This window comes from Listeria monocytogenes, from assembly GCF_013282665.1.
GTDB classification, from domain to species: domain Bacteria; phylum Bacillota; class Bacilli; order Lactobacillales; family Listeriaceae; genus Listeria; species Listeria monocytogenes_C.
In genome coordinates, this window is sequence record NZ_CP054041.1 from 2,110,414 (window position 1) to 2,135,952 (window position 25,539).

The 25,539-nt window shown below is 37.3% G+C and carries 29 protein-coding genes and 1 riboswitch; of the genes, 19 read left to right on the plus strand and 10 right to left on the minus strand.

What is annotated here, in order from left to right; all coding sequences use genetic code 11:
- Positions 1 to 8: 8 nt before the first annotated feature.
- Entirely contained in the window at positions 9 to 593 is a 585-nt protein-coding gene (locus HRK21_RS10625) for a CYTH domain-containing protein (RefSeq protein ID WP_069888529.1), read from the minus strand.
- 16 nt (positions 594 to 609) lie between these two features.
- Positions 610 to 1,077, minus strand: a complete 468-nt coding sequence (locus HRK21_RS10630) for a tetratricopeptide repeat protein (protein WP_070006819.1) — start codon at positions 1,075 to 1,077, stop codon at positions 610 to 612.
- A 158-nt stretch (positions 1,078 to 1,235) separates the two neighbouring features.
- Here HRK21_RS10630 and yjbM point away from each other — a divergent pair, with 158 nt between their 5' ends.
- The 4 genes from yjbM (at position 1,236) to fabI (ending at position 4,505) form a co-directional block, all read left to right on the plus strand.
- Positions 1,236 to 1,904, plus strand: a complete 669-nt coding sequence (yjbM, locus tag HRK21_RS10635; protein WP_003722788.1) for a GTP diphosphokinase — start codon at positions 1,236 to 1,238, stop codon at positions 1,902 to 1,904.
- Positions 1,905 to 1,935: 31 nt separating this feature from the next.
- The gene (locus HRK21_RS10640; protein WP_003729850.1) at positions 1,936 to 2,730 is read left to right on the plus strand and encodes an NAD kinase; all 795 of its coding nucleotides are present in this window, start codon (positions 1,936 to 1,938) and stop codon (positions 2,728 to 2,730) included.
- An 18-nt stretch (positions 2,731 to 2,748) separates the two neighbouring features.
- Entirely contained in the window at positions 2,749 to 3,639 is an 891-nt protein-coding gene (locus HRK21_RS10645) for an RluA family pseudouridine synthase (protein WP_069888531.1), read from the plus strand.
- Positions 3,640 to 3,716: 77 nt separating this feature from the next.
- Positions 3,717 to 4,505 carry an enoyl-ACP reductase FabI gene (fabI, locus tag HRK21_RS10650; protein WP_003729848.1) on the plus strand — a complete coding sequence of 263 codons (789 nt, stop codon included), beginning with the start codon at positions 3,717 to 3,719 and terminating at the stop codon, positions 4,503 to 4,505.
- A 24-nt stretch (positions 4,506 to 4,529) separates the two neighbouring features.
- Here the strand turns inward: fabI and dltD are convergent, their stop codons facing one another.
- Genes dltD through HRK21_RS10675 form a run of 5 tightly spaced genes read right to left on the minus strand, consistent with a single transcriptional unit; the run spans position 4,530 to position 8,963 of the window.
- A complete protein-coding gene (gene dltD, locus HRK21_RS10655; RefSeq protein WP_069888532.1) occupies positions 4,530 to 5,804 on the minus strand; it encodes a D-alanyl-lipoteichoic acid biosynthesis protein DltD in 1,275 nt (424 codons plus the stop codon).
- A complete protein-coding gene (gene dltC / locus HRK21_RS10660) occupies positions 5,804 to 6,040 on the minus strand; it encodes a D-alanine--poly(phosphoribitol) ligase subunit DltC (protein WP_003729846.1) in 237 nt (78 codons plus the stop codon). The genes dltD and dltC overlap by 1 nt, the downstream gene beginning before the upstream one ends.
- 25 nt (positions 6,041 to 6,065) lie before the next feature.
- Complete coding sequence (dltB, locus tag HRK21_RS10665) at positions 6,066 to 7,250, minus strand: D-alanyl-lipoteichoic acid biosynthesis protein DltB (protein WP_003738575.1); 1,185 nt, start codon at positions 7,248 to 7,250, stop codon at positions 6,066 to 6,068.
- Positions 7,247 to 8,779 (minus strand): D-alanine--poly(phosphoribitol) ligase subunit DltA, encoded by a 1,533-nt coding sequence (gene dltA, locus HRK21_RS10670; protein ID WP_003738576.1) that lies wholly within the window; start codon positions 8,777 to 8,779, stop codon positions 7,247 to 7,249. Before dltA ends, dltB begins: the two co-directional genes overlap by 4 nt.
- A 37-nt stretch (positions 8,780 to 8,816) precedes the next feature.
- Positions 8,817 to 8,963, minus strand: a complete 147-nt coding sequence (locus HRK21_RS10675; RefSeq protein ID WP_003736148.1) for a teichoic acid D-Ala incorporation-associated protein DltX — start codon at positions 8,961 to 8,963, stop codon at positions 8,817 to 8,819.
- Positions 8,964 to 9,173: 210 nt separating this feature from the next.
- Here HRK21_RS10675 and rpiA point away from each other — a divergent pair, with 210 nt between their 5' ends.
- A complete protein-coding gene (gene rpiA / locus HRK21_RS10680) occupies positions 9,174 to 9,845 on the plus strand; it encodes a ribose-5-phosphate isomerase RpiA (RefSeq protein WP_070006820.1) in 672 nt (223 codons plus the stop codon).
- Between the two features lie 39 nt (positions 9,846 to 9,884).
- Here the strand turns inward: rpiA and HRK21_RS10685 are convergent, their stop codons facing one another.
- Positions 9,885 to 10,319: a GNAT family N-acetyltransferase gene (locus HRK21_RS10685; RefSeq protein ID WP_070006821.1), complete on the minus strand. Its 435-nt coding sequence runs from the start codon at positions 10,317 to 10,319 to the stop codon at positions 9,885 to 9,887.
- Between the two features lie 17 nt (positions 10,320 to 10,336).
- Entirely contained in the window at positions 10,337 to 11,086 is a 750-nt protein-coding gene (locus HRK21_RS10690) for an alpha/beta hydrolase (protein ID WP_070006822.1), read from the minus strand.
- A gap of 218 nt (positions 11,087 to 11,304) precedes the next feature.
- On the opposite strand from HRK21_RS10690, the gene HRK21_RS10695 reads away from it, so the two are divergent.
- From HRK21_RS10695 to lieB, 3 genes are all read left to right on the plus strand, one after another.
- A complete protein-coding gene (locus HRK21_RS10695; protein ID WP_003738580.1) occupies positions 11,305 to 12,324 on the plus strand; it encodes a branched-chain amino acid aminotransferase in 1,020 nt (339 codons plus the stop codon).
- A 195-nt stretch (positions 12,325 to 12,519) separates the two neighbouring features.
- Positions 12,520 to 13,284, plus strand: a complete 765-nt coding sequence (gene lieA, locus HRK21_RS10700; RefSeq protein WP_070006823.1) for a multidrug efflux ABC transporter ATP-binding protein LieA — start codon at positions 12,520 to 12,522, stop codon at positions 13,282 to 13,284.
- Positions 13,281 to 14,033: a multidrug efflux ABC transporter permease LieB gene (gene lieB, locus HRK21_RS10705; protein ID WP_070006824.1), complete on the plus strand. Its 753-nt coding sequence runs from the start codon at positions 13,281 to 13,283 to the stop codon at positions 14,031 to 14,033. The genes lieA and lieB overlap by 4 nt, the downstream gene beginning before the upstream one ends.
- Positions 14,034 to 14,061: 28 nt before the next feature.
- Here lieB and HRK21_RS10710 read toward each other — a convergent pair whose 3' ends face one another.
- Entirely contained in the window at positions 14,062 to 15,537 is a 1,476-nt protein-coding gene (locus tag HRK21_RS10710) for an LM6179_1298 family efflux MFS transporter (RefSeq protein ID WP_003738583.1), read from the minus strand.
- A gap of 139 nt (positions 15,538 to 15,676) precedes the next feature.
- On the opposite strand from HRK21_RS10710, the gene HRK21_RS10715 reads away from it, so the two are divergent.
- The 11 genes from HRK21_RS10715 (at position 15,677) to HRK21_RS10765 (ending at position 25,506) form a co-directional block, all read left to right on the plus strand.
- Entirely contained in the window at positions 15,677 to 16,729 is a 1,053-nt protein-coding gene (locus tag HRK21_RS10715) for a M42 family metallopeptidase (protein ID WP_003738584.1), read from the plus strand.
- 12 nt (positions 16,730 to 16,741) lie between these two features.
- A complete protein-coding gene (locus tag HRK21_RS10720) occupies positions 16,742 to 17,221 on the plus strand; it encodes a glutathione peroxidase (protein ID WP_003738585.1) in 480 nt (159 codons plus the stop codon).
- A gap of 133 nt (positions 17,222 to 17,354) precedes the next feature.
- Positions 17,355 to 17,810, plus strand: a complete 456-nt coding sequence (locus HRK21_RS10725) for a LytTR family DNA-binding domain-containing protein (RefSeq protein ID WP_003738586.1) — start codon at positions 17,355 to 17,357, stop codon at positions 17,808 to 17,810.
- Entirely contained in the window at positions 17,807 to 18,235 is a 429-nt protein-coding gene (locus HRK21_RS10730; protein ID WP_069888540.1) for a DUF3021 family protein, read from the plus strand. Before HRK21_RS10725 ends, HRK21_RS10730 begins: the two co-directional genes overlap by 4 nt.
- Positions 18,232 to 19,143, plus strand: coding sequence for an ABC transporter ATP-binding protein (locus tag HRK21_RS10735; RefSeq protein WP_003738588.1), 912 nt, complete (start codon positions 18,232 to 18,234; stop codon positions 19,141 to 19,143). Before HRK21_RS10730 ends, HRK21_RS10735 begins: the two co-directional genes overlap by 4 nt.
- Complete coding sequence (locus tag HRK21_RS10740) at positions 19,136 to 19,990, plus strand: ABC transporter permease (protein WP_003738589.1); 855 nt, start codon at positions 19,136 to 19,138, stop codon at positions 19,988 to 19,990. Before HRK21_RS10735 ends, HRK21_RS10740 begins: the two co-directional genes overlap by 8 nt.
- A gap of 81 nt (positions 19,991 to 20,071) precedes the next feature.
- The gene (locus HRK21_RS10745; RefSeq protein WP_003738590.1) at positions 20,072 to 21,640 is read left to right on the plus strand and encodes a peptide chain release factor 3; all 1,569 of its coding nucleotides are present in this window, start codon (positions 20,072 to 20,074) and stop codon (positions 21,638 to 21,640) included.
- Positions 21,641 to 21,746: 106 nt separating this feature from the next.
- Positions 21,747 to 22,172, plus strand: a complete 426-nt coding sequence (locus HRK21_RS10750) for a MarR family winged helix-turn-helix transcriptional regulator (RefSeq protein WP_077952770.1) — start codon at positions 21,747 to 21,749, stop codon at positions 22,170 to 22,172.
- Between the two features lie 52 nt (positions 22,173 to 22,224).
- Positions 22,225 to 23,586: an MATE family efflux transporter gene (locus tag HRK21_RS10755; RefSeq protein ID WP_003738592.1), complete on the plus strand. Its 1,362-nt coding sequence runs from the start codon at positions 22,225 to 22,227 to the stop codon at positions 23,584 to 23,586.
- A 79-nt stretch (positions 23,587 to 23,665) separates the two neighbouring features.
- Positions 23,666 to 23,770: riboswitch (yybP-ykoY riboswitch) on the plus strand.
- A gap of 97 nt (positions 23,771 to 23,867) precedes the next feature.
- Positions 23,868 to 24,635, plus strand: a complete 768-nt coding sequence (locus tag HRK21_RS10760) for a TerC family protein (protein WP_003729830.1) — start codon at positions 23,868 to 23,870, stop codon at positions 24,633 to 24,635.
- A gap of 103 nt (positions 24,636 to 24,738) precedes the next feature.
- Positions 24,739 to 25,506, plus strand: a complete 768-nt coding sequence (locus HRK21_RS10765; RefSeq protein WP_070006826.1) for a TerC family protein — start codon at positions 24,739 to 24,741, stop codon at positions 25,504 to 25,506.
- Positions 25,507 to 25,539: the final 33 nt, after the last annotated feature.

Here is a 25,539-nt window from a genome sequence, read left to right on the forward strand (position 1 = left end):
GTTTGTTTTTACTTATTATTTTCATATACATGGTGATAAAAACGTGCTACTTTATTTTCGGCTGGCTGATTAGTTATTTGATATTCTTTGAGTAATTTGTCGAAAATCTCTTTTCCTTTATCATAGTCAGCTACTTCATACTCTAAATCAAAATCTGAGATAGAACCATAAAAGTTCTTATCAAATACAAGTAGTCCTTTTTTATAATCTTTTTCTGCACGGATGGTTTTAAGTGAACCGAAAACCTGTAAGTTTTCATGATTAATCCCTAGTTCCTTTAACGTATCGCGGACAGGACCAACTGGAATATTTGCTCCAGCGATAATGGCGCTCGCTTGATCTTCGCCGAGAATTTGCGTTGTTTCCATTAATCCACGTGCTTCTGGAGTTTTAAGTGTTAATTGATACTGGGTTTCTAACTGGCGGATTCGAAGAGCAGAATGACGTTTCTTTAAGTCGAAATTTGTGGTATCTAAATAATAATTTGTTTGTTCAAAAAAATCGTCTTCTTTTACGTGAAAACTTTCTATTAATGTATCGTATTCCTCTTTGGTTAGTAGATTACGAAATTCGATTTCTAGTTCTTTAACCATGGAAATTCAGCTCCTTTTAATGAAATGTCGCATCTAAATCTTGCGCATAAAATTGAATTGCTTTTTTGTAACTTAAAATATTTTCATCGCTCGTTGTTTGTGTCAAGAGCATTAAGACTTCTTGTAAAGCTTCTTTTTCTAAACCTTGATTATACTTTGCCATAACTGAAAAAGTGCGCAAGGCATTATTATCTGGAAATTCTTGTAAAGCAGTTTCGAAAAGGAGGCTAGCTTTTTCGGGTTGACCTGTAATCCGGTAAGTGCTACCGAGACCTATATACGCTTCTTTGCGAGAATCAGCAGGAAGACCCAGCTGAAGCGCTTTCTCGTAAAATGGGATGGCGGCATCTTCTTTACCAAGTGCATCGTGCGCCCATGCTGCAAAATAATGAAGTTCAGCACTTTCTGGGTTATTTTCTAATTCTGTAAGAGCTTGCTTGCGCGCAGTTTCGTAATCGCCATTTTGAAGTAAAGTTAGAATCATTTTTATCCTCCTTTTAGCTGTCGTTTGAATGCTTCGGTTTTATTTTACCATGGGATTAAAAAAAAGGTTACTTTAAGCAAGGTGGATTAACTGCTTTTGTGTTAAAATAAAACTGATGTTGCATAAATTTAATCATGAATATACTTGAGGTGAGCGATTTGAATCATTGGGAAGACTTTTTAGCGCCTTACAAACAGGCAGTGGAAGAACTTAAAATTAAACTTAAAGGAATGCGTTCACAATTTGAGCTTGAAAATAATCATTCGCCAATTGAATTTGTTACAGGACGAGTGAAGCCAGTTGCGAGCATACTAGACAAGGCTAACCAAAAACATATTGCGCTAGATCATTTAGTAGAAGAAATGCAAGATATCGCTGGTCTCCGCATGATGTGTCAATTTGTGGATGATATTGAAGTAGTAGTTCGCCTTTTAAGACAACGGAATGATTTTCGAATTGTTGAAGAACGTGATTATATTACGAATAAAAAACCAAGTGGCTACCGGTCCTATCACGTTGTTATCGAATATCCAGTGGAAACCATTCAAGGAGAAAAGAAAATTTTAGCTGAAATCCAAATTAGGACGCTCGCAATGAATTTCTGGGCAACGATTGAGCATTCCGTCAATTACAAGTATCAAGGTGAATTTCCAGAAGCCATTAATAAACGTTTAAAACGAGCTGCTGAGGCTGCTTTTCAACTGGATGAGGAAATGTCACAAATTCGTGAAGAAATACAAGAAGCGCAAGTTTATTTTTCTCAAAATAAAGACGTATCAAAGGACAAAAAAGCTGTACATCAAGTGATGCCAAAGAAAAATAAGTAATTAGTTGTAGGAATAGGGGCGAATAGAAATAATGAAATATATGATTACTTCCAAAGGGGACGAAAAGTCTGATTTGCTGCGACTAAATATGATCGCAGGTTTTGGGGAATATGACATGGAATATGATGATGTCGAACCTGAAATTGTTATTTCTATTGGCGGAGATGGAACGTTTCTGTCCGCTTTTCATCAATACGAGGAGCGCTTGGATGAAATTGCATTTATCGGGATTCATACCGGGCATCTTGGCTTTTATGCGGATTGGAGACCGGCGGAGGCCGACAAATTAGTTAAGCTTTTAGCAAAAGGAGAATATCAAAAAGTTTCTTATCCTCTTCTTAAAACCACAGTGAAATATGGGATTGGCAAAAAAGAAGCGACTTATTTAGCACTCAATGAATCAACTGTAAAAAGTTCAGGTGGACCTTTTGTGGTAGATGTAGTAATTAATGATATTCATTTTGAACGATTCCGTGGGGATGGCCTTTGCATGTCAACCCCTAGTGGAACGACAGCATATAATAAATCGCTAGGCGGAGCGCTTATGCATCCTTCCATTGAGGCTATGCAGTTAACAGAAATGGCATCCATTAATAATCGTGTGTACCGGACGATTGGTAGCCCGCTTGTTTTTCCAAAGCATCATGTTGTTAGTTTGCAACCAGTCAATGACAAGGATTTCCAAATATCCGTAGACCATTTGAGTATTTTACACCGGGATGTCCAAGAAATTCGTTATGAAGTATCTGCAAAAAAAATCCACTTTGCCAGATTTAGGTCATTTCCATTTTGGCGTCGTGTACACGATTCGTTTATTGAAGATTAAGCTAGCAGGAGGAAGCATGTGTTTTTAGAATGGAAAGTTGAAACAGAAGAGAATGGGCTCTTACTTCGCACTTTTTTGAAGAGCAAGCATATCTCTAAACAATTATTAACCGCTGTGAAATTCGGGGCAGATGGAAAAATTGAAGTAAATAACGAAGAACAAAATGTTCTATATCAGGTAAAAGTAGGGGATAAAGTGAGACTTACTTTTCCAACAGAGCAACAAAATGAACGTTTGCTTGCAGAATACACGGATTTAGATATTGTTTTTGAAGATGATTTTTTATTAATTATTAATAAACCTGCTGGGATGGCTTCGATTCCATCACAATATCATCCGAGTGGTTCTGTCGCAAATTTTGTCAAAGGGCATTATGAATCGCAAGGACTTACGAATGCGATTCACATTGTCACAAGGCTTGATCGTGAGACATCTGGATTGATGCTAATTGCTAAAAATAGATTTGCACATGCTAGGCTGAGTACCTTTTTGCAAAAAGGATTGCTCAAACGACGTTATCAAGCTTTTACCTCGGGTGTTTTAGAGGCACAAGAGGGCTCGATTGAAGCGCCAATAGGACGCAAAGAAGTGAGTATAATGGAACGTTTTGTTACCCCTGATGGAAAATATGCCAAAACAAATTACGAGGTTCTCGAGCGCTACACGGCTTTTGATCACGTGGCCATTCAACTTGAAACAGGAAGAACCCACCAAATTCGTGTTCATTTCTCGTATATTGGCCATCCGCTCATTGGAGATGATATGTACGGGGGAGATACTACTTTACTGAAAAGACAGGCACTCCACTCATGTCACTTACATTTAGTCCATCCGGTCACAGAAGAATATATGGCTTTTGATTTACCTTTACCGGCGGATATGGAAGAGATAATTCAAAAATCGAAGTAATAAGTGTTTTAAAAAGTTATTAGGTCATGTAAAATGAAAGAAGCGAACAAATCGCATCAATTTTAGGAGGAAAGAACATGAATTTATCATTAGAGGGAAAAACATATGTTGTAATGGGAGTAGCTAATAAGCGTAGTATCGCTTGGGCCATCGCTCGTTCACTAAATGAAGCTGGAGCGAAACTGGTATTTACATATGCCGACGATCGTGCGAAAAAAAGTATTACAGAACTAGTACCTTCATTAAGCGAAGTAAACCAAAATCCACTTATCTTAGCTTGTGATGTAACTAGTGAAGATGCTATTACAGAAACATTTGAAACGATTAAAAATAAAGCTGGCAAATTAAGTGGCTTAGCACATTGTATTGCTTTCGCTAACAAAGACTTTTTAACTGGAGATTATTTAGAAGTAGATCGTAAAAGCTTCTTACAAGCACATGAAATTAGTGCTTACTCATTCACAGCTGTTGCTCGTGCGCTAAAACACTTGGAAATGTTAACAGAAGATGCTAGTTTACTAACGCTAACATACCTTGGCGGAGAACGCGTAGTAGAAAACTACAATATCATGGGTGTTGCAAAAGCTTCTCTTGATGCAAGCGTTCGATACCTTGCTATGGACTTAGGAGCAATTGGTGTCCGTGTAAATGCTATTTCAGCAGGACCAATCAGAACAGTATCTGCTCGTGGTGTTAGCGGATTCTCTGATTCTATTTCACTAGTAGAAGAAAGAGCTCCATTAAAACGCGCGACACAAGCGGAAGAAGTTGGCGACACGGCTTACTACTTATTCAGTAATTTATCTCGTGGTGTTACTGGCGAAGTTATTCATGTCGATAGTGGTTATCATATTATTGGATTTTAAAGAAAAAAACCAGAAGTAGTTTTGCTACTTCTGGTCTTTTTTTGGTCCATTTTCTGGATGTTCTTTAAAGTAATAATCTTTTGGTGTTGGTTTATAGTTGGTTTGAACTGGTTCTTTAACGAAATCAGCTAGTACTTGGTCGATTTTTACCCAACCGCGCCAGCTTAAGTGAATCGGATCTTCTAAGAAGAATGCGTCATTTTGATATTCTTCTAAAGAGTAATAGCGGAATCCTTGACTCTCAATTTGTTCTTTCGTTTTCGCATAATAGCCATCTAAGCCTTGTTTGTTCATACCAATGTAATCAATCCATTTTCCATTGATAGGAGGGTTAATAAAGATGACATCTGCGCCAGCTTTTTTGAAAGCATCCATCAATAGTTGCAAATCAGCAAACTCTGGAGATTGGTCATAGCGCAATTCTTTACGGCTATCTTTTAATTCGCCTTCAAATGGTTTGATTTTCTTTTGGTAATAACGTTCTTTAATTTGGAACGGGTTATCCCCAGTACTTTTCTCACCAGTTTCTTTTGCTAAATCGTCTAGTTGTTTGTAATCTAAATTGCTTGGAAGAGCCTTTAGTCCATCATCTACGCGTTCTTGTTTAGAACCAGTAATAAATTTGGATTCTAAATCGTCTTTGCGCTCTAAAATCTTCAGTTCAACATTGCCAGCAATTTTTAGAAGTTTTGGATCATGTGGTTTTTTAGGCCCTTTTGCGACAATATTTTCGAGTAATTTTGTTAAGGTAGAGTCGCTTTGGACTACTTGAAAAGTTAATAAACGTTTAGCTGCATAGCGACGTTCAGGCGTGTTTTTCGTATCTTCTAAAGCAAATTTGTACGCATGAAGAGGGGAAAAGTTAGCGCCAAATGATGGATCAGAAACACCTTTTGGTTGGAACCATTGCGGAGATAAAATTACCGCTACTTTTTTACCTTTTAAATCATCACCAAGTGCATTTACGTCCAGGTAATGACTTAATGATTGTGTACCAGGACGTCCAAGTAAGAATGGGGTGTAGCCCTGATTATATTTTTTTGATACTACGCTAGGATGGAATGAATCGACGCGAGAAAGCTCGGAAGAACCATAAATTGGTAAATAGTCCCCTTCTTTTAAAGCTTCTTTCTGGATGTCTAAGCCTTGGATGACGTATTCGTTCATGGACGTAGCGCTTTTCTCTACCGTTTTAGAAGAAACGTGAGAGAATAAGCTGCTAGGTCCGAATAGAACGAAAAGGAAAACCGCGAATGCGACCAGTAAAGGCCCAAATGTCATCCACAGCTTTTTTTTCATTATTTTAGCGCCTCAAGTTGTGTAATAATCATTTCAGGAGTAGCCCATTCGTCGCGGTCAAATTCAGAAACGGGTACAGTAATATCTAGTCTTTCTTCAATTTCGATTAATAGTTGAACAGTAGCCATAGAGTCAAGCAAACCTTCATCAAATAATTTGATGTTTGTATTTTGTACTACTTCATCCGTTTCTGTAATTTCTTCTAAGATTTCTAATACATTTTCACGAAAAGCCATTGTAAATTACCACCTTTAGTTAGTTTTAAAAATTAATTTTATCTAAAATGCCTGAGAATATCAGGAATCCGAAACAAACAAATTGGAATGTAATAATAACGCCGATTACATAAGTTATTTTGTTTTTTGGATAGAATTTGTGTTTCTTATTGAAGCGTTCGATTAGGTCAAATCCGACAATTAAGGTTGCTTGATATAGACCGTAAACGATATAGTACCAGTGAAGTCCATGCCATACACCCATGATGAAAAAGTTAACGAAGTATGCTAGGTAGGCAATAGTGAACTTGCTTTTAAACCATTTCTTTTTTGTAACCCATAAGACAAAACGCATGAATACATAATCACGGAACCAGAAGGAGAGTGTCATATGCCAACGATTCCAGAACTCTTTAATGTTTCGTGCTGCAAATGGTTTGTTAAAGTTCATTGGTGTTTGAACGCCGAGCAAGTAACTGACTCCGACTGCAAAGGCACTGTAACCTGCAAAGTCAAAGAATAAATACATACTATAAGCGTACATGTAACCAATTAAATTCTTTGTTAAATCTGCATTGTGTGAAATCGCGATGTCTAGTGGAACAACAAAATGTTTGTTTACTAAGTAAGCGATAATGAATTTGTAGAGAAAACCAAGGAAAATAAGGAATATTCCTCGATTTAATAAAGCTAGATAAGCTTCTTTACTAGGCGGATTATCAACGTCTTTTTTAAAGCGACGGAACCGGTCAATCGGTCCGGATGAAATAGTTGGGAAAAATAGTAAGAAGTTAACAAAATCCCATGCGTTATACTGTTTAATCAAGTTATCGCGTATTTCAATAATCATTTGTGCCGCTTTAAATGTTAAGTAGGAAATCCCTAGGAAACCAACCATTGTAACATTGTCTCCTAAAATTGGAACAACTTTAGAGATAATAAGGGGGAGAATAGACAGAATCACTGCAATGACGAATACGCCGCCGTGGTTCTGCTTTTTCTCTTGCCTGTAATGGAAGTAAAGTCGTACAAGAGCAAGTTGCCAGAAGACAAAGAAGATAAATGTAGCTCCTTGCACTGGACTTGCTGAGAACATAAAGTATAAAAATACGAGTGTCACAAAAGCATTATAAATCGGTAATCTTTTTCCTAACAAACCAGCTACTATGATAGGAATTAAAAATAGTACAAGTACACCAAAATAAAGAATTGTGCCGTATGGTAAACTCACTTGTTAACCTCGCTATTAAGCGCTTTGCGATCGATTTTGCCATTCATAGTTAACGGGAATTCCGTTTTGTAAATCCATTTTCTTGGAATCATGTATGCTGGCATAAATTCTTTGAGTTCATTTTTTATGGCTGCGCTTAGCTGGTATTCTTTTTCGAAATCATGGGTAGTAGGGATGACCTGAGCGACCAACATATCTACCTTTTCATCTTTCATTTTAGGAATGATAGCGCAGTTTTGAATGTAGCTTACTTTTTTTAGATTGTTTTCGATATCTTCTAATTCGATGCGATAACCGTGAAGTTTAATTTGGAAATCTAGGCGACCTTGGAAGAAAAGATAACCGTCTTTGATAATACCAGAGTCACCGGTGTGATAAGCTTGGTAACCTTTATAATCAAAGAAGACTTGGTCTGTTTTTTCAGGTTCATTTAAGTAACCTTTGGAAACACTAGCACCAATTAGGATAATTTCTCCTTTTTCACCTTCAGGAAGAATTTCACCAGTTTCTTGGTCGACAATGTGTAAACGCATATCTGGTTTAATAACGCCAAGTGGTAAGCTTGGATAAGCCTCAATAAGCTCACGAGTAACTTTTACTTGAGTTACAGCAACCGTTGCTTCTGTAGGGCCATATGTGTTGTAAATGACTGCATCTGGGAAACGATCAAGTAATTCAGTGGCTGTTTTCTTAGCAAGTACTTCACCACAGAACAAGAAGCGAGTCAAACCTGGGTTATTTTCTTGATTAAAGTTTTCATCTAGTAAACACAAGTCTGCGAAAGATGGAGTGGAAACCCATACGTCAAAGTTTTGTGCAGGAATTTCACGGTATAAATCTTTCATGTTAGCAGTAATTGTTTTATCAAGCGGGACAAGTGTTCCACCGGAAAGTAAACTTGGATATAAATCCATAACAGATAAGTCAAACGAGAATGGTGCTTGGTTTAAGAAGCGTAATCCTTGTCTCAATGAAAAATCTTGTAAAATCCAATTGCTAAAGCTTACTAGGTTGTTTTGGCTGATTTGAACACCTTTAGGATTTCCAGTACTTCCGGATGTGTAAATAATATAGTAGTTATCGTCATTTTTTACGCATTCAGCCTTATCTGGTACTTCGTCAAAATGTTTTTCTAAAGCATCCATTAGTTGTTCTTGGGATAAAACAGGGCAACCAGTAATTGTAAGGTTGCTTGGTAATTCTTCTGTGCATATAAACATAGAAGGATCAGCCGCTTTTTTAATTTGTTCTATACGTTCAACTGGCATAGAAACATCTACTGGTACATAAGCTCGTCCAGATTTGATAGAGCCTAAAAATGCAATTAACATTAGGGGAGACATATGTCCGTAAACGATAATAGGTTTTTCTTTGTCAGTATTTAGATTTTTTAGTAGAAAAGAGCCGAATGCATCAGATTGCCGTTTTAGTTCTTTATAGGAAAGACGTGTTCCAGCATATTCGTAGCAAGGGAAATCCGGTGTCTTCTCTGCCCATGCATCAATTCTTTCTATGATACTCGTTGTCATTATTGATATTCCCATTTTTTAACAGTCCTTTCTTCTTTTAGAATTCGTTGTAAATGAATTTCGCACCTTCAGGGTTTTTGAAACCATAAAACCATAGCAATCCAAGCAGAATGGCTAAATAAAAAACAGTTTTCATTGTGAAGATAGTTGCTGGATGATGCAAAAATAGTTTTACTTTGTTCATAAATCCACCTCTTTATTATTTCAGTTGTGTTACAAATATTAAAAATAAACGTTTAATACTTACTTACTGTAATACACTTGTCTTTAAATGTCTAATTACATTTTTGTAAGGTTAGAAAAATAAACATATTTTGAACTTGAAAGACTGTGCGAGTATAATGAAACCATAGATAGAGCAGTGCTTTTATGCTAGAACGGAGGATGAAATAAGATGAATCAAAAGAAAATTGCCGGAGAAAAAGCTTGCGAATGGATTGAAGATGGAATGGTTGTCGGGCTTGGAACAGGTAGCACGGTTTATTACACGATTGAAAAGCTTGGACAAATGGTAAATAATGGCTTGCATATTACGGGAGTGGCGACTTCTGAAGAAACAACCAAACAAGCCGAAAAGTTAGGAATCCCTTTGAAATCGCTAAATGATGTAACAGAAATTGATGTCACCATTGATGGAGCAGATGAAATTGATACGAATTTTCAAGGAATAAAAGGCGGAGGAGGAGCATTATTACGCGAAAAAATGGTTGCTAGTGCAAGTTTGAAAAATATTTGGGTTGTTAGTGAGGAGAAACTTGTAAGGACGCTAGGGGAGTTTCCTTTACCATTAGAAGTAATTCCTTTTGGTTGGAAGCAAATTGAGCGCACACTTGCAAAAGAACACATACAAACTAATTTACGGAAACAATCTAATGGGGAAGTGTATGTGACAAATAATGGGAACTATATTTTGGACATAGTAAATCAGTCATTTACGGATGCGAAAATGTGGCAAGAAAAATTAGCGCAAATACCAGGGGTTGTAGAGCATGGGCTATTTCTTGATTATGTGGATGTAATTATTTGTGGAAAGGCAAACGGAGAAACGGAGATAATAAAAAAATAGTTATTTCTTCTATATAAAAGAAATAACTATTTTTATTAACTATTTTATTGTTTTTTTCATTTCTTTATGTTCAATTCCAGCATCAAGGAATAAATCAGAGCAAATTTCGTAGCCTAGTTTTTCATAGAAGGGAATAGCTGTCACTTGGGCACCTAGTTTTAGCGTGGTAACGCCGCGAGTTTTAGCTTCTGCTTCAATGGCTTCCATGATTCTGCGACCACTGCCAGTGCCACGAGCTATTTTCTGAGTGCAAATGCGCTCGACTTTGCCGTAACCATCTGTCACTCGAAATCTTCCTGTTGCAAGTGGTGTGCCGTCCTCTGCGTAGTCAACGAACATGACAACGGAGTCCATTTTATCGAACTCATCCCATTCTAATGCGGGATCAACATGTTGTTCAACAACGAATACATCATTTCTAATTTTTAGTGCGGCTTGTTTGCCGAGTTCGTCGGTTACTTTCTTTACAGTCAAGTTGCTTTCGTCCTTTCTTATGCACGCATGCTTTCTAAGTCAAATGTATTTACTGGTAGCATAAATTGTAAAGAATCTTTGATAAATGGCTGCCAGTATTTCCAGCGGTGATCGCCGTTAAATATATGGAAATAATAATCAAATCCGCGAGCGGTTAAAATTTGTTCTAACGATTTATTGGGTGATAGGAAATCAAGTACTTCATTTCCAGTTGTTTCGACCGCTGTTTCTTGGTCGCCAATAATATGGAAGATTTTCACTTTTGCAGGATCTACTTTTTCAGCAAGTGTAAGGATAGAATCATCCACATATGGAGAATGTAAAATCACATTACCGAATGTAAAAGGAAAAAGAAGGGCTGCTTTTAAGGAAACGGATGCGCCGAGTGAGTCGCCCATCAGGAATCTACTCGTCGGCATTTGGAAAGAAGGGAAACGTTCTTCAAGATAAGGAACGAGTTCAAATGCTAAGAATCGGATATAGTCGTCGTTTTGTTTACCATCAGGATGATATTTTTCGCGCCGATCCATGACAGTTTTATAAGGAATACCAATGAAAATGGCTTTTTGAATCTGCTCTTTTACCGCTAATTCTTCGGAGTGGCGTGCAAGTTTGCCAAACTGAAAATAATCTTTACCATCTTGTACAATGAAAAGTGGATATTTGTATAGTGGTGAAAAATCAGGTGGTAAGCAAATAATTAAATCAAGTTCCTCTCCTAGCGATTTGCTATAAAATTTCTCATCCAACATTTTATGAGCTGTCATTTTCATTCTCTCCTTTCTTGAAATCATTCCTTCTAAGATGATTGTTTTTTGAAAAGTTACTCTATTTTAGCATGAATTACGTTAAAAGAAAGAACATTTTGCCTATTTATTAGAAAAAATTTTCTTTTTCACGAGTCATCACTGCAATAATGCTGTTTATTGTGCTATACTGAAACATACAATAATTCTGTTTTAATGATAGAAAGTGGGGATTTTGAATGGGTAAAGATATTGACTGGAGTAATTTAGGATTTAGTTATATTAAAACGGACAAACGTTACATTTCTTATTGGAAAGATGGAGAATGGGACGAAGGTGCGCTAACAGAAGATAACACGCTACATATTAGCGAAGGTTCAACAGCACTTCATTACGGACAACAATGTTTTGAAGGTTTAAAAGCATATCGTTGTAAGGATGGTTCGATTAATCTTTTTCGTCCAGATCGAAATGCTGCTCGTATTCAAAAAAGTTGTGAGCGTTTATTAATGCCGCATATCCCAACAGAAAAATTTATTGATGCTGTGATGCAAGTTGTTCGTGCAAATGAAGAGTTTGTGCCGCCATATGGTACAGGTGCAACACTTTATTTACGTCCATTTGTTATTGGTGTAGGGGATAATATTGGTGTTCATGCGGCTCCGGAGTATATTTTCTCTGTATTTTGTTCTCCTGTTGGACCGTACTTCAAAGGTGGAATGGCGCCAACTAACTTTATCGTGTCTGATTTTGACCGTGCTGCTCCTAATGGTACTGGTGCAGCAAAAGTAGGCGGAAATTATGCCGCAAGTTTACTTCCAGGTCAAGCTGCGAAAGACCGTAACTTTGGTGATTGTATTTATTTAGATCCAGCTACGCATACAAAAATTGAAGAAGTTGGTTCAGCTAATTTCTTTGGTATTACAAAAGATGATAAATTTGTTACGCCATATTCTCCTTCTATTTTGCCAAGTATCACGAAGTATTCGTTACTTTATTTGGCAGAGCACCGTTTAGGCTTAGAAGCAGTAGAAGGTGACGTATATATTGATAAACTAGATGAGTTCAAAGAAGCTGGTGCATGTGGAACAGCGGCGGTTATTACTCCAATTGGCGGTATCCAAACCAAAGATGATTTCCATGTATTCCATAGTGAAACAGAAGTAGGACCAGTAACGAAACGTTTATTCGATGAACTATGTGGCATTCAATTTGGAGATGTAGAAGCTCCAGAAGGTTGGATTTATAAAGTAAAATAATAGAAAACCGTCCGTTTAATGGGCGGTTTTTTTGTGAATAAAAACAAAAGTCATTTCAGATGAAAAAAAGAAATGACTTTTTTATTGACACATCCGCAACTCGGTGTTACTATGTAGTAGTAATAAGTAATACAGAATACCAGTGTTACTGAGTAGTGGGGTTTTAATAAAAAATGGAAAGAAGGTTGTATTCAAATGAAAGAAGTGATGATTAAAGCCACCGGTTTGGAAAAGTCATTTAAGAAAACAGAAGTCTTGAAGGGTGTAGATTTTGAAGTAAAGCATGGCGAAATTTTTGCATTACTAGGCTCAAACGGTGCTGGTAAGACGACAACCATCCAAATTTTAACGACTCTTTTAAAAGCAGATAATGGAAATGCACATATTTCTGGTTTTGATGTGAGAGAAGTGCCGGAAAAAGTACGGAAACATATTAGCCTTACTGGACAATTTGCGGCAGTAGATGGAATTTTAACAGGAAGAGAAAATATTTTACTCATTGCTAAGTTACGTGGTGAAAAGAATGCGGCACAAACGGCAGATGACTTATTGGCACGTTTTGGACTTGAAAAAGCAGCGGATCGACGTGCGGACACTTATTCAGGAGGAATGACAAGACGACTGGATATTGCTATGAGTCTCGTTGGCTCCCCGAATGTGATTTTTCTTGATGAACCAACAACTGGACTTGATCCGGAAGGGAGAATAGAAGTCTGGAAAACGATTAAAACACTTTCTGATGAAGGAACAACTATTCTACTGACAACACAATATTTGGATGAAGCAGAGCAGCTTGCGGATAGAATCGCTATTCTTCACGGTGGAACCATTATCGCAAATGGAACATTGGATGAACTTAAAAAATTATTCCCACCTGCTGAAGTAGAGTATGTCGAAAAACAACCATCATTGGAAGAAATTTTCTTAGCAATTATTAATGGGAAGGAGGAAGGGAAATGAAACCAATTCGTGATACAAGTATATTATTTGGTCGCTCCATGCGTCATATTATGCGTAGTCCTGATACGATTATTACAGTCGCCATTATTCCAATTATGATTATGTTGATGTTTGTATATGTACTTGGAGGTGCGATTCAAACAGGGACAGACAATTATGTGGATTACTTGTTGCCGGGTATTATTTTGATGGCTATCGCAAGCGGAATAGCTTATACGGCGGTGCGATTATTTACAGATGTACAAAAAGGATTATTTCAACGATTTCATTCTATGCCAATTAGTCGTTCTTCCGTTTTGTGGGGACATGTTTTAACTTCTTTAGTTTCTAATGCTATTTCTATTGTTCTCATTATTCTAGTTGCGCTTTTGATTGGTTTTCGTTCATCAGCGGGGATAGTGGAATGGCTTGCTGTAGCTGGTATTTTGCTATTATTCACCTTAGCGCTCACTTGGGTTGCGGTGATTCCTGGTTTAACTGCCAAATCAGTAGATGGAGCAAGTGCATTTTCATATCCACTCATATTTTTACCATTCATCAGTTCTGCTTTTGTTCCGACAGATACGATGCCAACTGCAGTACGTGTTTTTGCAGAAAATCAACCAGTGACCTCTATTGTTAATACGATTCGTGCATTGCTTTATTCAGAACCAATTGGAAATGATATCTGGATTGCACTTGCATGGTGTGTTGGAATTACTATTGTTGGCTATGTTTTTGCAGTAACTATTTATAAAAAAATGGTATAAAAAAGGTTGGCTCCACGGAGCCAACCTTCTATTTTTCGCCGGAAATATGTTTTTTCGGTAAGATAAAATGAATAAAATAACTAACGATACAGCAAGCGAACATGACCCAGAAAACCGTATGCAGCCCGCTATATAAAATATCTCGAAGCGGATCAATAAGGTCCGTACTAACGTTGCCAGAAGTTTGTGGGCTAATTAGTTGATTTAAATTACTACGATTTACTTCACTGCCAGCAGCGGCGCGGAATTCGCTTGTAAGAACGGAGTTAAAGATAGTTCCAAAGACAGCCACCCCGATTGTTTGACCAACTGTTCTAAAAAGTGTGTTAGAAGCAGTAGCAATACCAGTTTGGAATCGTGGCACAGCATCTTGAACGGTAACAGTAGTTGTGGTAAAGATTATCCCAAAACCAAATCCCATAAATGCACTATTTAAATAGAAGAAGATATCATTTGTGGAAGCTGGAAACAATGCTAAAATTAATCCACTTGCAGCCGTAATTAATACGCCGATTCCCACTGTGTGCCTGTTTCCAAGTGTCATCAAGAGTTTGCCGCCGATAAAGGAGCCGATTATCCAAGTAACGGAGAGCGGTGCAAGCATGAAGCCAGCAATTGTAGCTCCGTGGCCGAGCATTCCTTGTGCCCACATTGGAATATAAACATTAATCCCAATTAAAAAGGCGCTGATCAAGAAACCAATTAAATTCCCAATTAATACCACTGGATTTTTAAATAATACAAATGGCATAATCGGGTCTTTTGCACGTTTTTCGACAAAATAAAAAGCAATAAATAACACAATCGAAACGGCAAAAAGAATAACGACGAGCGGTTCTGTCCAGTTGAGCGATTCCCCAGCTCGTTGTAAACCAAATAATAATCCTAGCAGTGCCACTGTAAAGAGCGAAGCACCTAAATAGTCAATCGGGAGTTTCACATGTTCCACTTTTTCGCGTAAATAAAGCAAAATAAGTAGGATTGTTAAAATACCGATTGGGACATTGATAAAGAAAATCCAATGCCATGAAAGTTGATCTACTAAAAATCCTCCAACAAGTGGTCCAAATACGCCAGCAATACCCCAAGCGGAACCCATGAAGCCAAGCACTTTTGCTCGTTTTTCAAATGGATACACGTCTGCGATAATCGTCATAGTAGATGGTAAAATCCCACCTGCTCCAATACCTTGAATCGCGCGAAAAATAATTAATTGCTCCATATTTTGTGCAAAACCACAAAGTGATGAACCAATGATAAAAATAATTGTCGCAATTACAAAAATATTTTTTCGTCCATACAAATCAGACAGTTTCCCGTAAATCGGAACGGTCACTGCTGATGTTAGCAAATAAACAGAAAAAATCCAGTTCATTAACTCTATGCCGTCCAACTGACTTACAATCGTTGGCATCGCAGTACTCACGATGGTACCCTCAATAGCTGCCATAAATGTTGCGACAAATACGGCGATGGTAACGGCTTTTACTTTTGTTTGTTCCAAAAAATTCCCTCCCTTTTCGTCTATCGAATTATAGCATATAAAAGGGCTGATTTGGGAAAAAGTTGATCCTAAAAAATGCGAACATTTAAGATAAGCGCTATAATATAATAGAAGAAAGCGAACTAAAGGAGGAATTTTTTTGTCATACGAACCAAATACAAAGGAAACAATGCAAAAAATTAAAGAATTAACATCTATCCCAAGCCCGACAGGCAATACAGGGAAAATCATCGAAAAATTGGCAAAAGATTTAGATGCTTCAAAAATCCCTTACCGTTTAAACAATAAGGGTGGATTGATTGTAACGCTTCCTGGGAAAGACGATACGAAGCACCGCATGTTAACGGCTCATGTGGATACGCTCGGTGCCATGGTGAAAGAAATTAAAGCAGACGGACGATTACTTTTAACCTTAATTGGAGGCTACCGTTTTAACGCGATTGAAGGCGAATATTGTACGATTGAGACAAGTGATGGAGATTTGTATAGTGGTACCATTTTAATGCACCAAACGTCTGTCCATGTCTATAAAGATGCTGGTACTGCTGAGCGTAATGACAAAAATATGGAAGTTCGCTTAGATGTAAAAGCACTAGATGCAGATAAAGTTCGGGCGCTTGGAATAGAAGTTGGTGATTTTGTTTCGTTTGATCCGCGCGTGCAAATTATTAATGATGAATATATTAAATCCCGCCATTTGGATGATAAAGCAAGTGTCGCGATTTTATTACAACTAATCAATTATATTCACGAAAACAACTTGGAGCTTCCTCATACAACTCATTTCTTAATCTCTAATAATGAAGAGATTGGCTATGGTGGGAATTCTAATATCCCAGCTGAAACAGTAGAATATTTAGCTGTCGACATGGGAGCGCTTGGTGATGGTCAAACTTCTGATGAGTATACTGTCTCTATTTGTGCAAAAGATGGTAGTGGCCCGTACCACCTTGGTTTGCGCAAACATTTAGTGGAACTTGCGAAAAGCAACAATATTGATTATAAAGTAGATATTTATCCGTTTTATGCATCTGATGCGAGTGCGGCGATTAATGCCGGTAATGATATTGTCCATGGCTTGATTGGGCCAGGGATTGATGCTAGCCATGCCTATGAACGTACACATCGCGACTCACTTTATCATACAGAAAAATTAGTTTATGCATATTTATTTTCGAATATATTGAAATAGGAGGAATTCCATATGAATGTCCATGATTTTTCTGAAAAAGCAATGAACGGCAAAGAAATAGCTTTAAGTGATTATAAAGGTAAGGTATTACTTATCGTAAATACAGCGAGCAAATGTGGCTTAACACCTCAGCTTGAAGGCCTAGAAGCCATGTATAAAAAACTGGGTGGCGCTAATTTTGAAATTCTCGGTTTCCCTTGTAACCAGTTTTTACGTCAAGATCCTGGTAGTGATGAGGAAATTTTAGAATTTTGCCAAATGAATTATGGTGTGACATTCCAAATGTTTTCTAAAATTAAAGTAAAAGGCAAAGACGCTAGTCCGCTCTATAAATATTTAACTGAACAAACTGGCGGTAAAAAAGTAGAATGGAACTTTGCGAAATTCTTAATTGATGAAAATGGAGAAGTTGTGGAACGTTTCCCATCTAAAATGAAACCAGAAGATTTTGAGGATAAAGTGGAAGCACTTGTTGCGAAAGTTAGTAAATAAGGAAGACTCGGTAGTGACATCATCGTGCTACCGAGTTTTTTGCATCTTAGTTAGCTAAAAATGCATGTTACTGAAATCAGCTTGTAGTTTTTGATGAGGCGTTTATAATAAAAGAAAAAAGGGAGGCAACTAGATGAAATTCCATGTAAAACAAAATAATACTTTGGCGATGGGTGAAGTAGATGTATATTGCCATCCCGATAATCTAGCGGAAGTAAAAAACATGGTAATGAAATTAGAAGAGCTGACAGAAAAAATCTCTGTCAAAAAAGACGGTGCTACTTATTTACTAGAACCAAAAGCCATTTTATATTTTGAAGCAGTTGAAAGTAAAATTTTTGTTTATACAGAGAAAGAGGTCTATGAAATTCATTGGAAATTATATGAGTTGGAGGAGAAATTTAAAGAGGGTTCTTTTTTCAGATGCTCAAAATCAATGATCTTAAATATTGAATGGATTGAAAAAATTGCTCCTAGTTTCAACGGTAAATTTGAAGCAAAACTTTTTAATCGAGAAAAAGTAATTATTTCTAGGCAATATGCGAAGATCTTAAAACAAAAATTAAACATGGGAGGGAAGCGAAAATGACTACAAAACTAATTCAATTTATTCAATCAGTGTGCATTATATTCTCTGCCTCTATTATTACAATGATTTGCTCTTATATCGCAACTGGTGAATCGGAAGTAGTCGCAATCCGTGATATTTTTATTATGCTAGGTTTTAGTATAGTGACAACCTTTGTACAACAAATACTCTTTAATAACTCTGTGAAAACAAAACTTGCTTTTTATAGTCGTTTGATTGCTTTCTTCTTCTTTATCGGCGCAGCTATCTTAGGGCTTGGTTGGTTGTTGAATTGGTATCACAACATAGCTGGATTTATGATTATTTTTGGCTTTATTTGTGTGACTTTCCTGGTAATGCATATTTTTTTCACTTTGCGAGATGCAAAATTCAGTAATGAAATTAATCAAAAACTAGCAGAAATGCGAGAAAGGGAATTAAAATGATAAAATTAACTAATGTAGTTAAAAAATTTGGTAAAGTCGAAGCAGTCAAGGGCATTAACTTAGAAGTCGAAAAAGGCTCACTATTTGCTTTTTTAGGTGAAAATGGAGCGGGGAAATCGACTACACTTAGCATGATTTGTACAGAAAGCGAACCAACTTCTGGAGAGATTTTCATAGCTGATGAAAAGTTAACTTTTAAAAATCGAAAATCATTTCGACAAAAGTTAGGCGTTGTTTTTCAAGAAAATGTGTTGGATGATTTACTGACAGTACGCGAAAATTTATATAACCGCGCAAGTTTATACGGAAAAACAAAAGCGGAAATTTCCGAACGATTAGAGCTCGTTTCTTCTATTATGGGGATTGAGGATATTTTAAATCGACGTTTTGAAAAATTATCCGGTGGTCAGAAGCGGCGAGCGGAAATAGCTAGAGCGATTATGCATGATCCCGAAATTTTGCTGTTAGATGAGCCAACAACGGGGCTAGATCCAAAAACAAGAGTAAGTGTGTGGAAAATTATTGATTATTTGCGCGAAGAATTAGGTATGACAGTATTTTTGACGACACATTACTTAGAAGAAGCGAAAGATGCGGATCAGTTGGCTGTAATCCATAAGGGGAAAATTATTGCGCAAGGCACCCCAGCGAACATTAGAAGTCGTTTTTCTGTAGATAAAATTTTCTTTTACGATGCGAAGGTAGCAGAACTCCAAGCAATAATAGAAAAAGTCAATTTACCATTGAAAATTACTAAAGAAACGATGCGTGTGGATGTGATAAATCAAGATGTCGAAATATTGGCTATTTTAAATCAAGCAGCCGGACTTTATGGTTCTTTTGAAGTGATTAAAGGCAACTTGGATGATGCTTTTATTTCGATGATTAAGGAGGATTCGAATGATTAGTCGTAATTTAAAAATTTATTTTCGAGATAGAACAGCTGTGTTTATGTCATTACTAACAGTTTTGATTATTATTGGACTTTATGCGATTTTTTTAGGAAATAATATGGAAGAGATGTTCAAACAGGCTTCTGGAAAAACGGTAGGGATTCAAGAATTAGTAAATACCTGGGTGATTGCGGGGATCTTATCTATTACACCTGTCACTGTTTCGTTAGCTGTTTTTTCGTTGAAAGTACATGATGAAGAATTAAGTATTGCGAGAAGCTTTGCGATAACACCCGCTTCCAGATGGCGTATTGTTATTAGTTATATTGTTAGTGGGCTAGTGGCTTCCTTCTTCCTTTCTGTCGTAACTCTTTTTGTAGGGGAAATGTATATTTGGTTGACAGGCGGCGATATTTTACCGGTGGAAAGCTGGTTGCGTTTAATTGGGATTATTTTGATAAATGTTTTCTGTTGTAGTAGTATGATGTTCTTTATCGCTAGCTTAGTGAAAAAAGCGAGCGCCTTTAGTTCTGTTTCAACGATTGTTGGGACCGTTATTGGTTTTATTGCGGGGATTTATTTACCCATTGGATCACTTCCAGCTGCGGTACAAACTACGATGAAATGTTTTCCTTTCACTTACGGGGCGTCTACTATTCGAGAAATCATGACGAAAGAGCCTCTACAACAAGTTTTTGCGGGAAATTCAAAAGCGATGGATGCGACAAAAGAAATGATTGGAATTACGATTTATTGGGGCGATAAAACCGTTACAACAGGGCTTAGTTTACTTATTTTAAGTGCCTTTGCAGTCGTGTTTGGTGTGTTATCTGTAGTCCTAATGAAACGACAAACAAAATAATTTTTGAATAAAAAATCAGCCGAATTTCTCCTAGTTATGCTATACTAATGGAATGTGAATGAATCTAGGAGGAAAATAACAATGAGTCAAGATTTGCAAAAAGAAGTTGCTTCACGCAAAACGTTTGCGATTATTTCTCACCCGGATGCTGGGAAAACGACGATTACGGAACAATTATTATTATTCGGTGGCGTTATCCGTTCAGCTGGGACTGTAAAGGGAAAGAAATCTGGCAAGTTTGCGACAAGTGACTGGATGGAAATTGAAAAACAACGTGGTATCTCGGTAACGAGTTCTGTGATGCAGTTTGATTATAATGGTTCAAGAATTAATATTTTGGATACACCGGGTCACTCGGATTTCAGTGAGGATACGTACCGGACATTGATGGCAGTGGATAGTGCAGTTATGGTTATCGATGCTGCGAAAGGTATCGAAGCCCAAACACTTAAATTATTCAAAGTTTGTCGAATGCGCGGAATTCCAATTTTTACTTTTATTAACAAAATGGACCGTCAAGGGAAAATGCCGCTTGAATTACTTGCTGAATTAGAAGAAGTTCTTGGTATTGAATCGTATCCAATGAACTGGCCAATTGGTATGGGAAAAGAGCTTGCTGGACTTTATGACCGTTATCATCATGTGATTGAACAATATCGTTCAGAGGAAGATGAACGTTTCTTACCACTTGGTGAAGATGGTGATTTGAAAGAAGCACATGCTATTCAAAATTCACTTTATTATGATCAAGCATTGGAAGAAATTATGTTACTTGATGAGGCTGGAAATGATTTTAGCCGAGAACGTATTATTGCCGGTGAACAAACACCAGTATTCTTTGGAAGTGCCTTAACAAACTTTGGCGTAGAAACTTTCTTACGTACATTTGTTGATTTTGCACCATCTCCTTCAAGCCATGAATCGAATGAAGGTGTGATTGAAGCTGATAATCCGAAGTTTTCTGGCTTTATTTTCAAAATTCAAGCGAACATGAATCCTGCTCACCGGGACCGGATTGCCTTTATTCGAATTTGTTCAGGTGAATTCGAACGTGGTATGAATGTTACTTTGACAAGAACCGGAAAAAGTATGAAGCTTGCTAATTCAACGCAGTTTATGGCAGATGACCGGGAAACTGTTAATCGTGCGGTAGCTGGTGATATTATCGGTTTGTACGACACGGGTAATTACCAAATTGGTGATACGATTACTAATGGAAGTAAAAAGCTCGAATTTGAAAAACTTCCGCAGTTTACACCAGAATTATTTATGCGTGTTTATGCGAAAAACGTTATGAAACAAAAGCATTTCCATAAAGGCGTAGAGCAACTCGTTCAAGAAGGTGCGATTCAATTGTTTAAAACGTGGCGCACGGAGGAATACATCATTGGAGCGGTTGGTCAGTTGCAATTTGAAGTATTCGAACATAGAATGCGCGGCGAATATAATTCAGAAATTCGCATGGAACCAATCGGCAAAAAAATCGCTCGTTGGGTAAAAGAAGAGGATGCGGATGAAAAACTATCCACAGCTCGAAGCATGCTCGTAAAAGACCGCTTCGACCAACCGTTATTCTTATTCGAAAATGAATTCGCGATTAATTGGTTTAATGATAAAAATCCAGATATCGAATTAACTTCATTACTATAATAGCTGCAACCTATTTGTATTTTCGCAAATAGGTTGTTTTTTTCTTGACAATTTTTCGAAACGCGCTATAATTAGTTAGAATTCTAATTAATAAGGAGGAATACTCGTGAGAAGAGAGAAGACGATGGATACGTTAATTCGTTCGATTATGATTAAATCCAAACGAAAAATGGACGCAAAAGTAGCTCAGTTTGGACTGACAACTCAACAAGCTAGAGTTCTAGGGTTTTTAAACGATAATGCGACAAATGAAATTATCCAAAAAGATCTTCAGCGAATCTTCCAAACGCGTGGCGCAAGTATTACTAGCCTCATTCAAGGACTCGAGAAAAAGAAATTAATTTCTCGTAAACCAAGTATTCGAGACGGCAGAGAAAAAGTGGTCACTTTAACCGAAGAAGGGAAACGAATTGTGGATGAATTTAATGAATCTTTCCCGCGTGAAGATGATAAAGCGAAAAAAATCCTTTCCGCTGACGAGTATAAAATCTTTATTGATCTACTTAGTAAAATTGACGACAATACGGAATAAAAAAATTTAGCTATATAGTTAGAGTTCTAACTAATTTCAAGGGGGAAACAAAATGAAACACTCAGATAATTATTATTTAACAAAAGCGAGCATTCCTAAAGCGATAGCACATTTATCTATTCCGATGATGCTTGGAATGTCCGTGGGGGTCATTTACAACATTATCAATGCATTCTTTATAGGATTGTTGCATGACACGTCGATGTTAACCGCCGTGACACTTGGATTACCGATGTTTACTGTTTTGATGGCGATTGGTAATATGTTTGGAGTCGGTGGTGGAACGTATATTTCTCGCTTACTCGGGAAAGAAGAGGGAATAAAGGCCAAACAAGTATCCGCCTTTGTTTTATACGGAAGTTTAGTATTAGGAATTATCTGCGCGGTTTTGCTAGGTTTTTTGATTAATCCTGTTACTCATTTTCTAGGGGCGGATGCAACGAGCTTTTTGCACACGAAAAATTATACGTTGGCGCTTTTAATTTGTAGTCCGTTTATTATTGCGAATTTTGCTTTAGAACAGGTGGTTCGGGCTGAGGGAGCTTCGCGGGTTTCTATGAACGGAATGATAATTGCTACGGTGGTTAATTTAGTATTTGATCCATTGCTTATTTTGTATTTTGATTTTAATGTGGTGGGGGCTGCAGTTTCGGTCGGATTAGCAAGTTTATTTTCGCTGATTTACTATGCTTGGTTTTTAGAGAAGAAAAGTGATTATTTATCCATTCGTTTTAAATGGTTTAAAGCAACAAAAGAAATTGTGCAAAATGTCTTTAAAATTGGTGTTTCAGAGTTGCTTTTATCGTTATTCCTCATTGTGACAACGCTCGTTTTAAATCACTATTCGATGATTTATGGGGACGGAGTGGTTGCAGGTTTTGGCGTGGCGCTTCGAGTGGTGCAGCTCCCTGAATTTATTTGTATGGGCCTTTACATGGGGATTATTCCGCTGTTAGCTTATAATTACGGTTCGGGTAATATTGCGCGGTTTGAAAAAGCAATACGGGCTACTGCAATTAGTATCGGGCTTATTGTGCTACTCCTTTCGAGTCTAGTATTCATCTTCCGTTTCCAAGTGATGCATCTGTTTAGTGACAGTCAAAGTGTGATAACGCTTGGTGTTCATATTATGGTTGCGATGCTGATATCTTCTCTTTTCAGTGGATTTACAGGGCTGTTTACGAGTACTTTTCAAGCGATTGGGAAAGCGATTCCGGCTACGATTATGTCTGTTTCACAGGGCATCATCTTTATTCCAGTCATCATTTTAGGACAACATTATTTCGGGCTTATGGGCGTGATTTGGTCCTTGACAGCGACTGAAATTCTGACTTGTATTATCGGTGTGACGCTATTCACAATCTATAATATTAAAATAGCTAGTAGCGCAAAAACGAAAGACTTAGCTGTTTAAAAAGTTTGTGAGAAAAATTAGTTGACGTGAAGTTCTATATTATGGTATTATTCTCTAGGTAATCATATATCGTTCTTTGACAAATGTCAGAGGGGAGTAGCGCTGATTAACTTTTTAATCAGGATAAAGTCGTCATTACATGATAGAGATATCATCGGTTTTATCACATTTAATTTTAAATGTTAGCGAGACCTTTGCCTTTACGGGCAGGTCTCGCTTTTTTGTTTCTTCAAAATAGGAGATCTTTGACATTTTAATAGAACAAAGGAGGAAAAGAATTAGTGGATACAGCAATGATTTTAGAGTACGGTTGGGTGTTACTTGTCCTAATCGGCCTTGAAGGAATTTTAGCAGCAGATAATGCAGTGGTTATGGCTGTTATGGTCAAACATCTTCCAGATAAACAACAGAAAAAAGCGTTATTTTACGGATTGATGGGTGCCTTTGTTTTCCGTTTTGGCGCATTATTCTTAATTTCCTTTTTGGCAAACGTTTGGCAAGTTCAAGCGCTTGGTGCTGCATATTTACTTTATATTGCGATTAGTCATATTTGGAAACATGCAAAAGGAAAAGACGGGGAAAAAGAAAAGAAAGAAAAAGCTGGCTCTGGTTTTTGGATGACTGTTCTAAAAGTAGAGATTGCAGATATAGCATTTGCGATTGATTCCATGTTAGCGGCAGTCGCGCTTGCGATTACCCTTCCAGAAACTGGTTGGGGTCACATCGGCGGTATTGATACAGGACAATTCGCAATTATGTTCTTAGGTGGACTTGTCGGTCTAATCATTATCCGTTTCGCTGCAACACAATTTGTTAAATTACTAAAGAGCTATCCAAGTCTCGAAACAGCCGCATTTTTAATCGTTGGTTGGGTAGGGGTGAAGCTTGTTATTTATACTCTCGCTCATCCAAGTCTTGGGGTAATTCCACACAGCTTCCCTGAGTCAACGCTTTGGAAATTAATTTTCTGGGGTGTCATGATTCTTATTATTCTATGGGGCTGGTTCGTTTCCTATCGTAGTAAGAAAAAAGCAGAAACAACTAAATAATTTCTAATAAAACCAGAAGTGCATAGTTGTACTTCTGGTTTTACATACAACCAGATGCTGAAAACATAATTTTATGATAGAGTAGAAGGATGGTGAATGAGGAATGGATGTTTCTATTTGGGGCGAGTACGCGCTAGTTTTCCTTGTTTTAGTAGTACTAGAGGGAATTCTATCAGCGGACAACGCTGTAGTTATGGCAGTTATTGTTAAAGGTCTACCGCATGATAAGCAACGAAAAGCCTTATTTTATGGGTTAGTTGGGGCTTTTATTTTCCGTTTTGTGGCATTATTTTTAATTTCATTTTTAGTAAAAATATGGGAAATACAAGCAATTGGTGCGATCTATTTACTTTATTTAGCCATCAAGCATATGTGGCGCCTTAAAAAAGGTAAACAAGAAGAGGTTAAAGAAACATCAGAAACAAAATCAACATCCTTTTGGGGTGTAGTAGCTCGTGTGGAATTGACAGATATAGCTTTTGCACTGGATTCCATGTTAGCTGCAGCAGCATTAGTTGTTACTTTACCAGATTTAGGGGATTTCGATATTGGGGGGATGAACGGTGGGCAATTTATCGTGATGTTCCTTGGTGGTATCGCAGGACTTGTCGTGATTCGTTTTGCAGCCACACAAGTAGTTAAATTATTAGAGCGTTACCCTACACTTGAAACAGCAGCGTTTTTAATTGTTGGTTGGGTTGGTGTGAAAATGGCGGTTCTAACGCTAGCACATCCTTCCGTAGCAATTATTCCAGAAGATTTTCCAGATTCAGCTGTTTGGAAGCTGACATTCTGGTCGGTTATGATAATAATAGGTTTGGGTGGTTATATCATTGCGAGAAAAAAAGAGAAGAAAACCAAAAGAGTTTGAATATGATCAGGAAGTAAAACTACGCAGAAGATT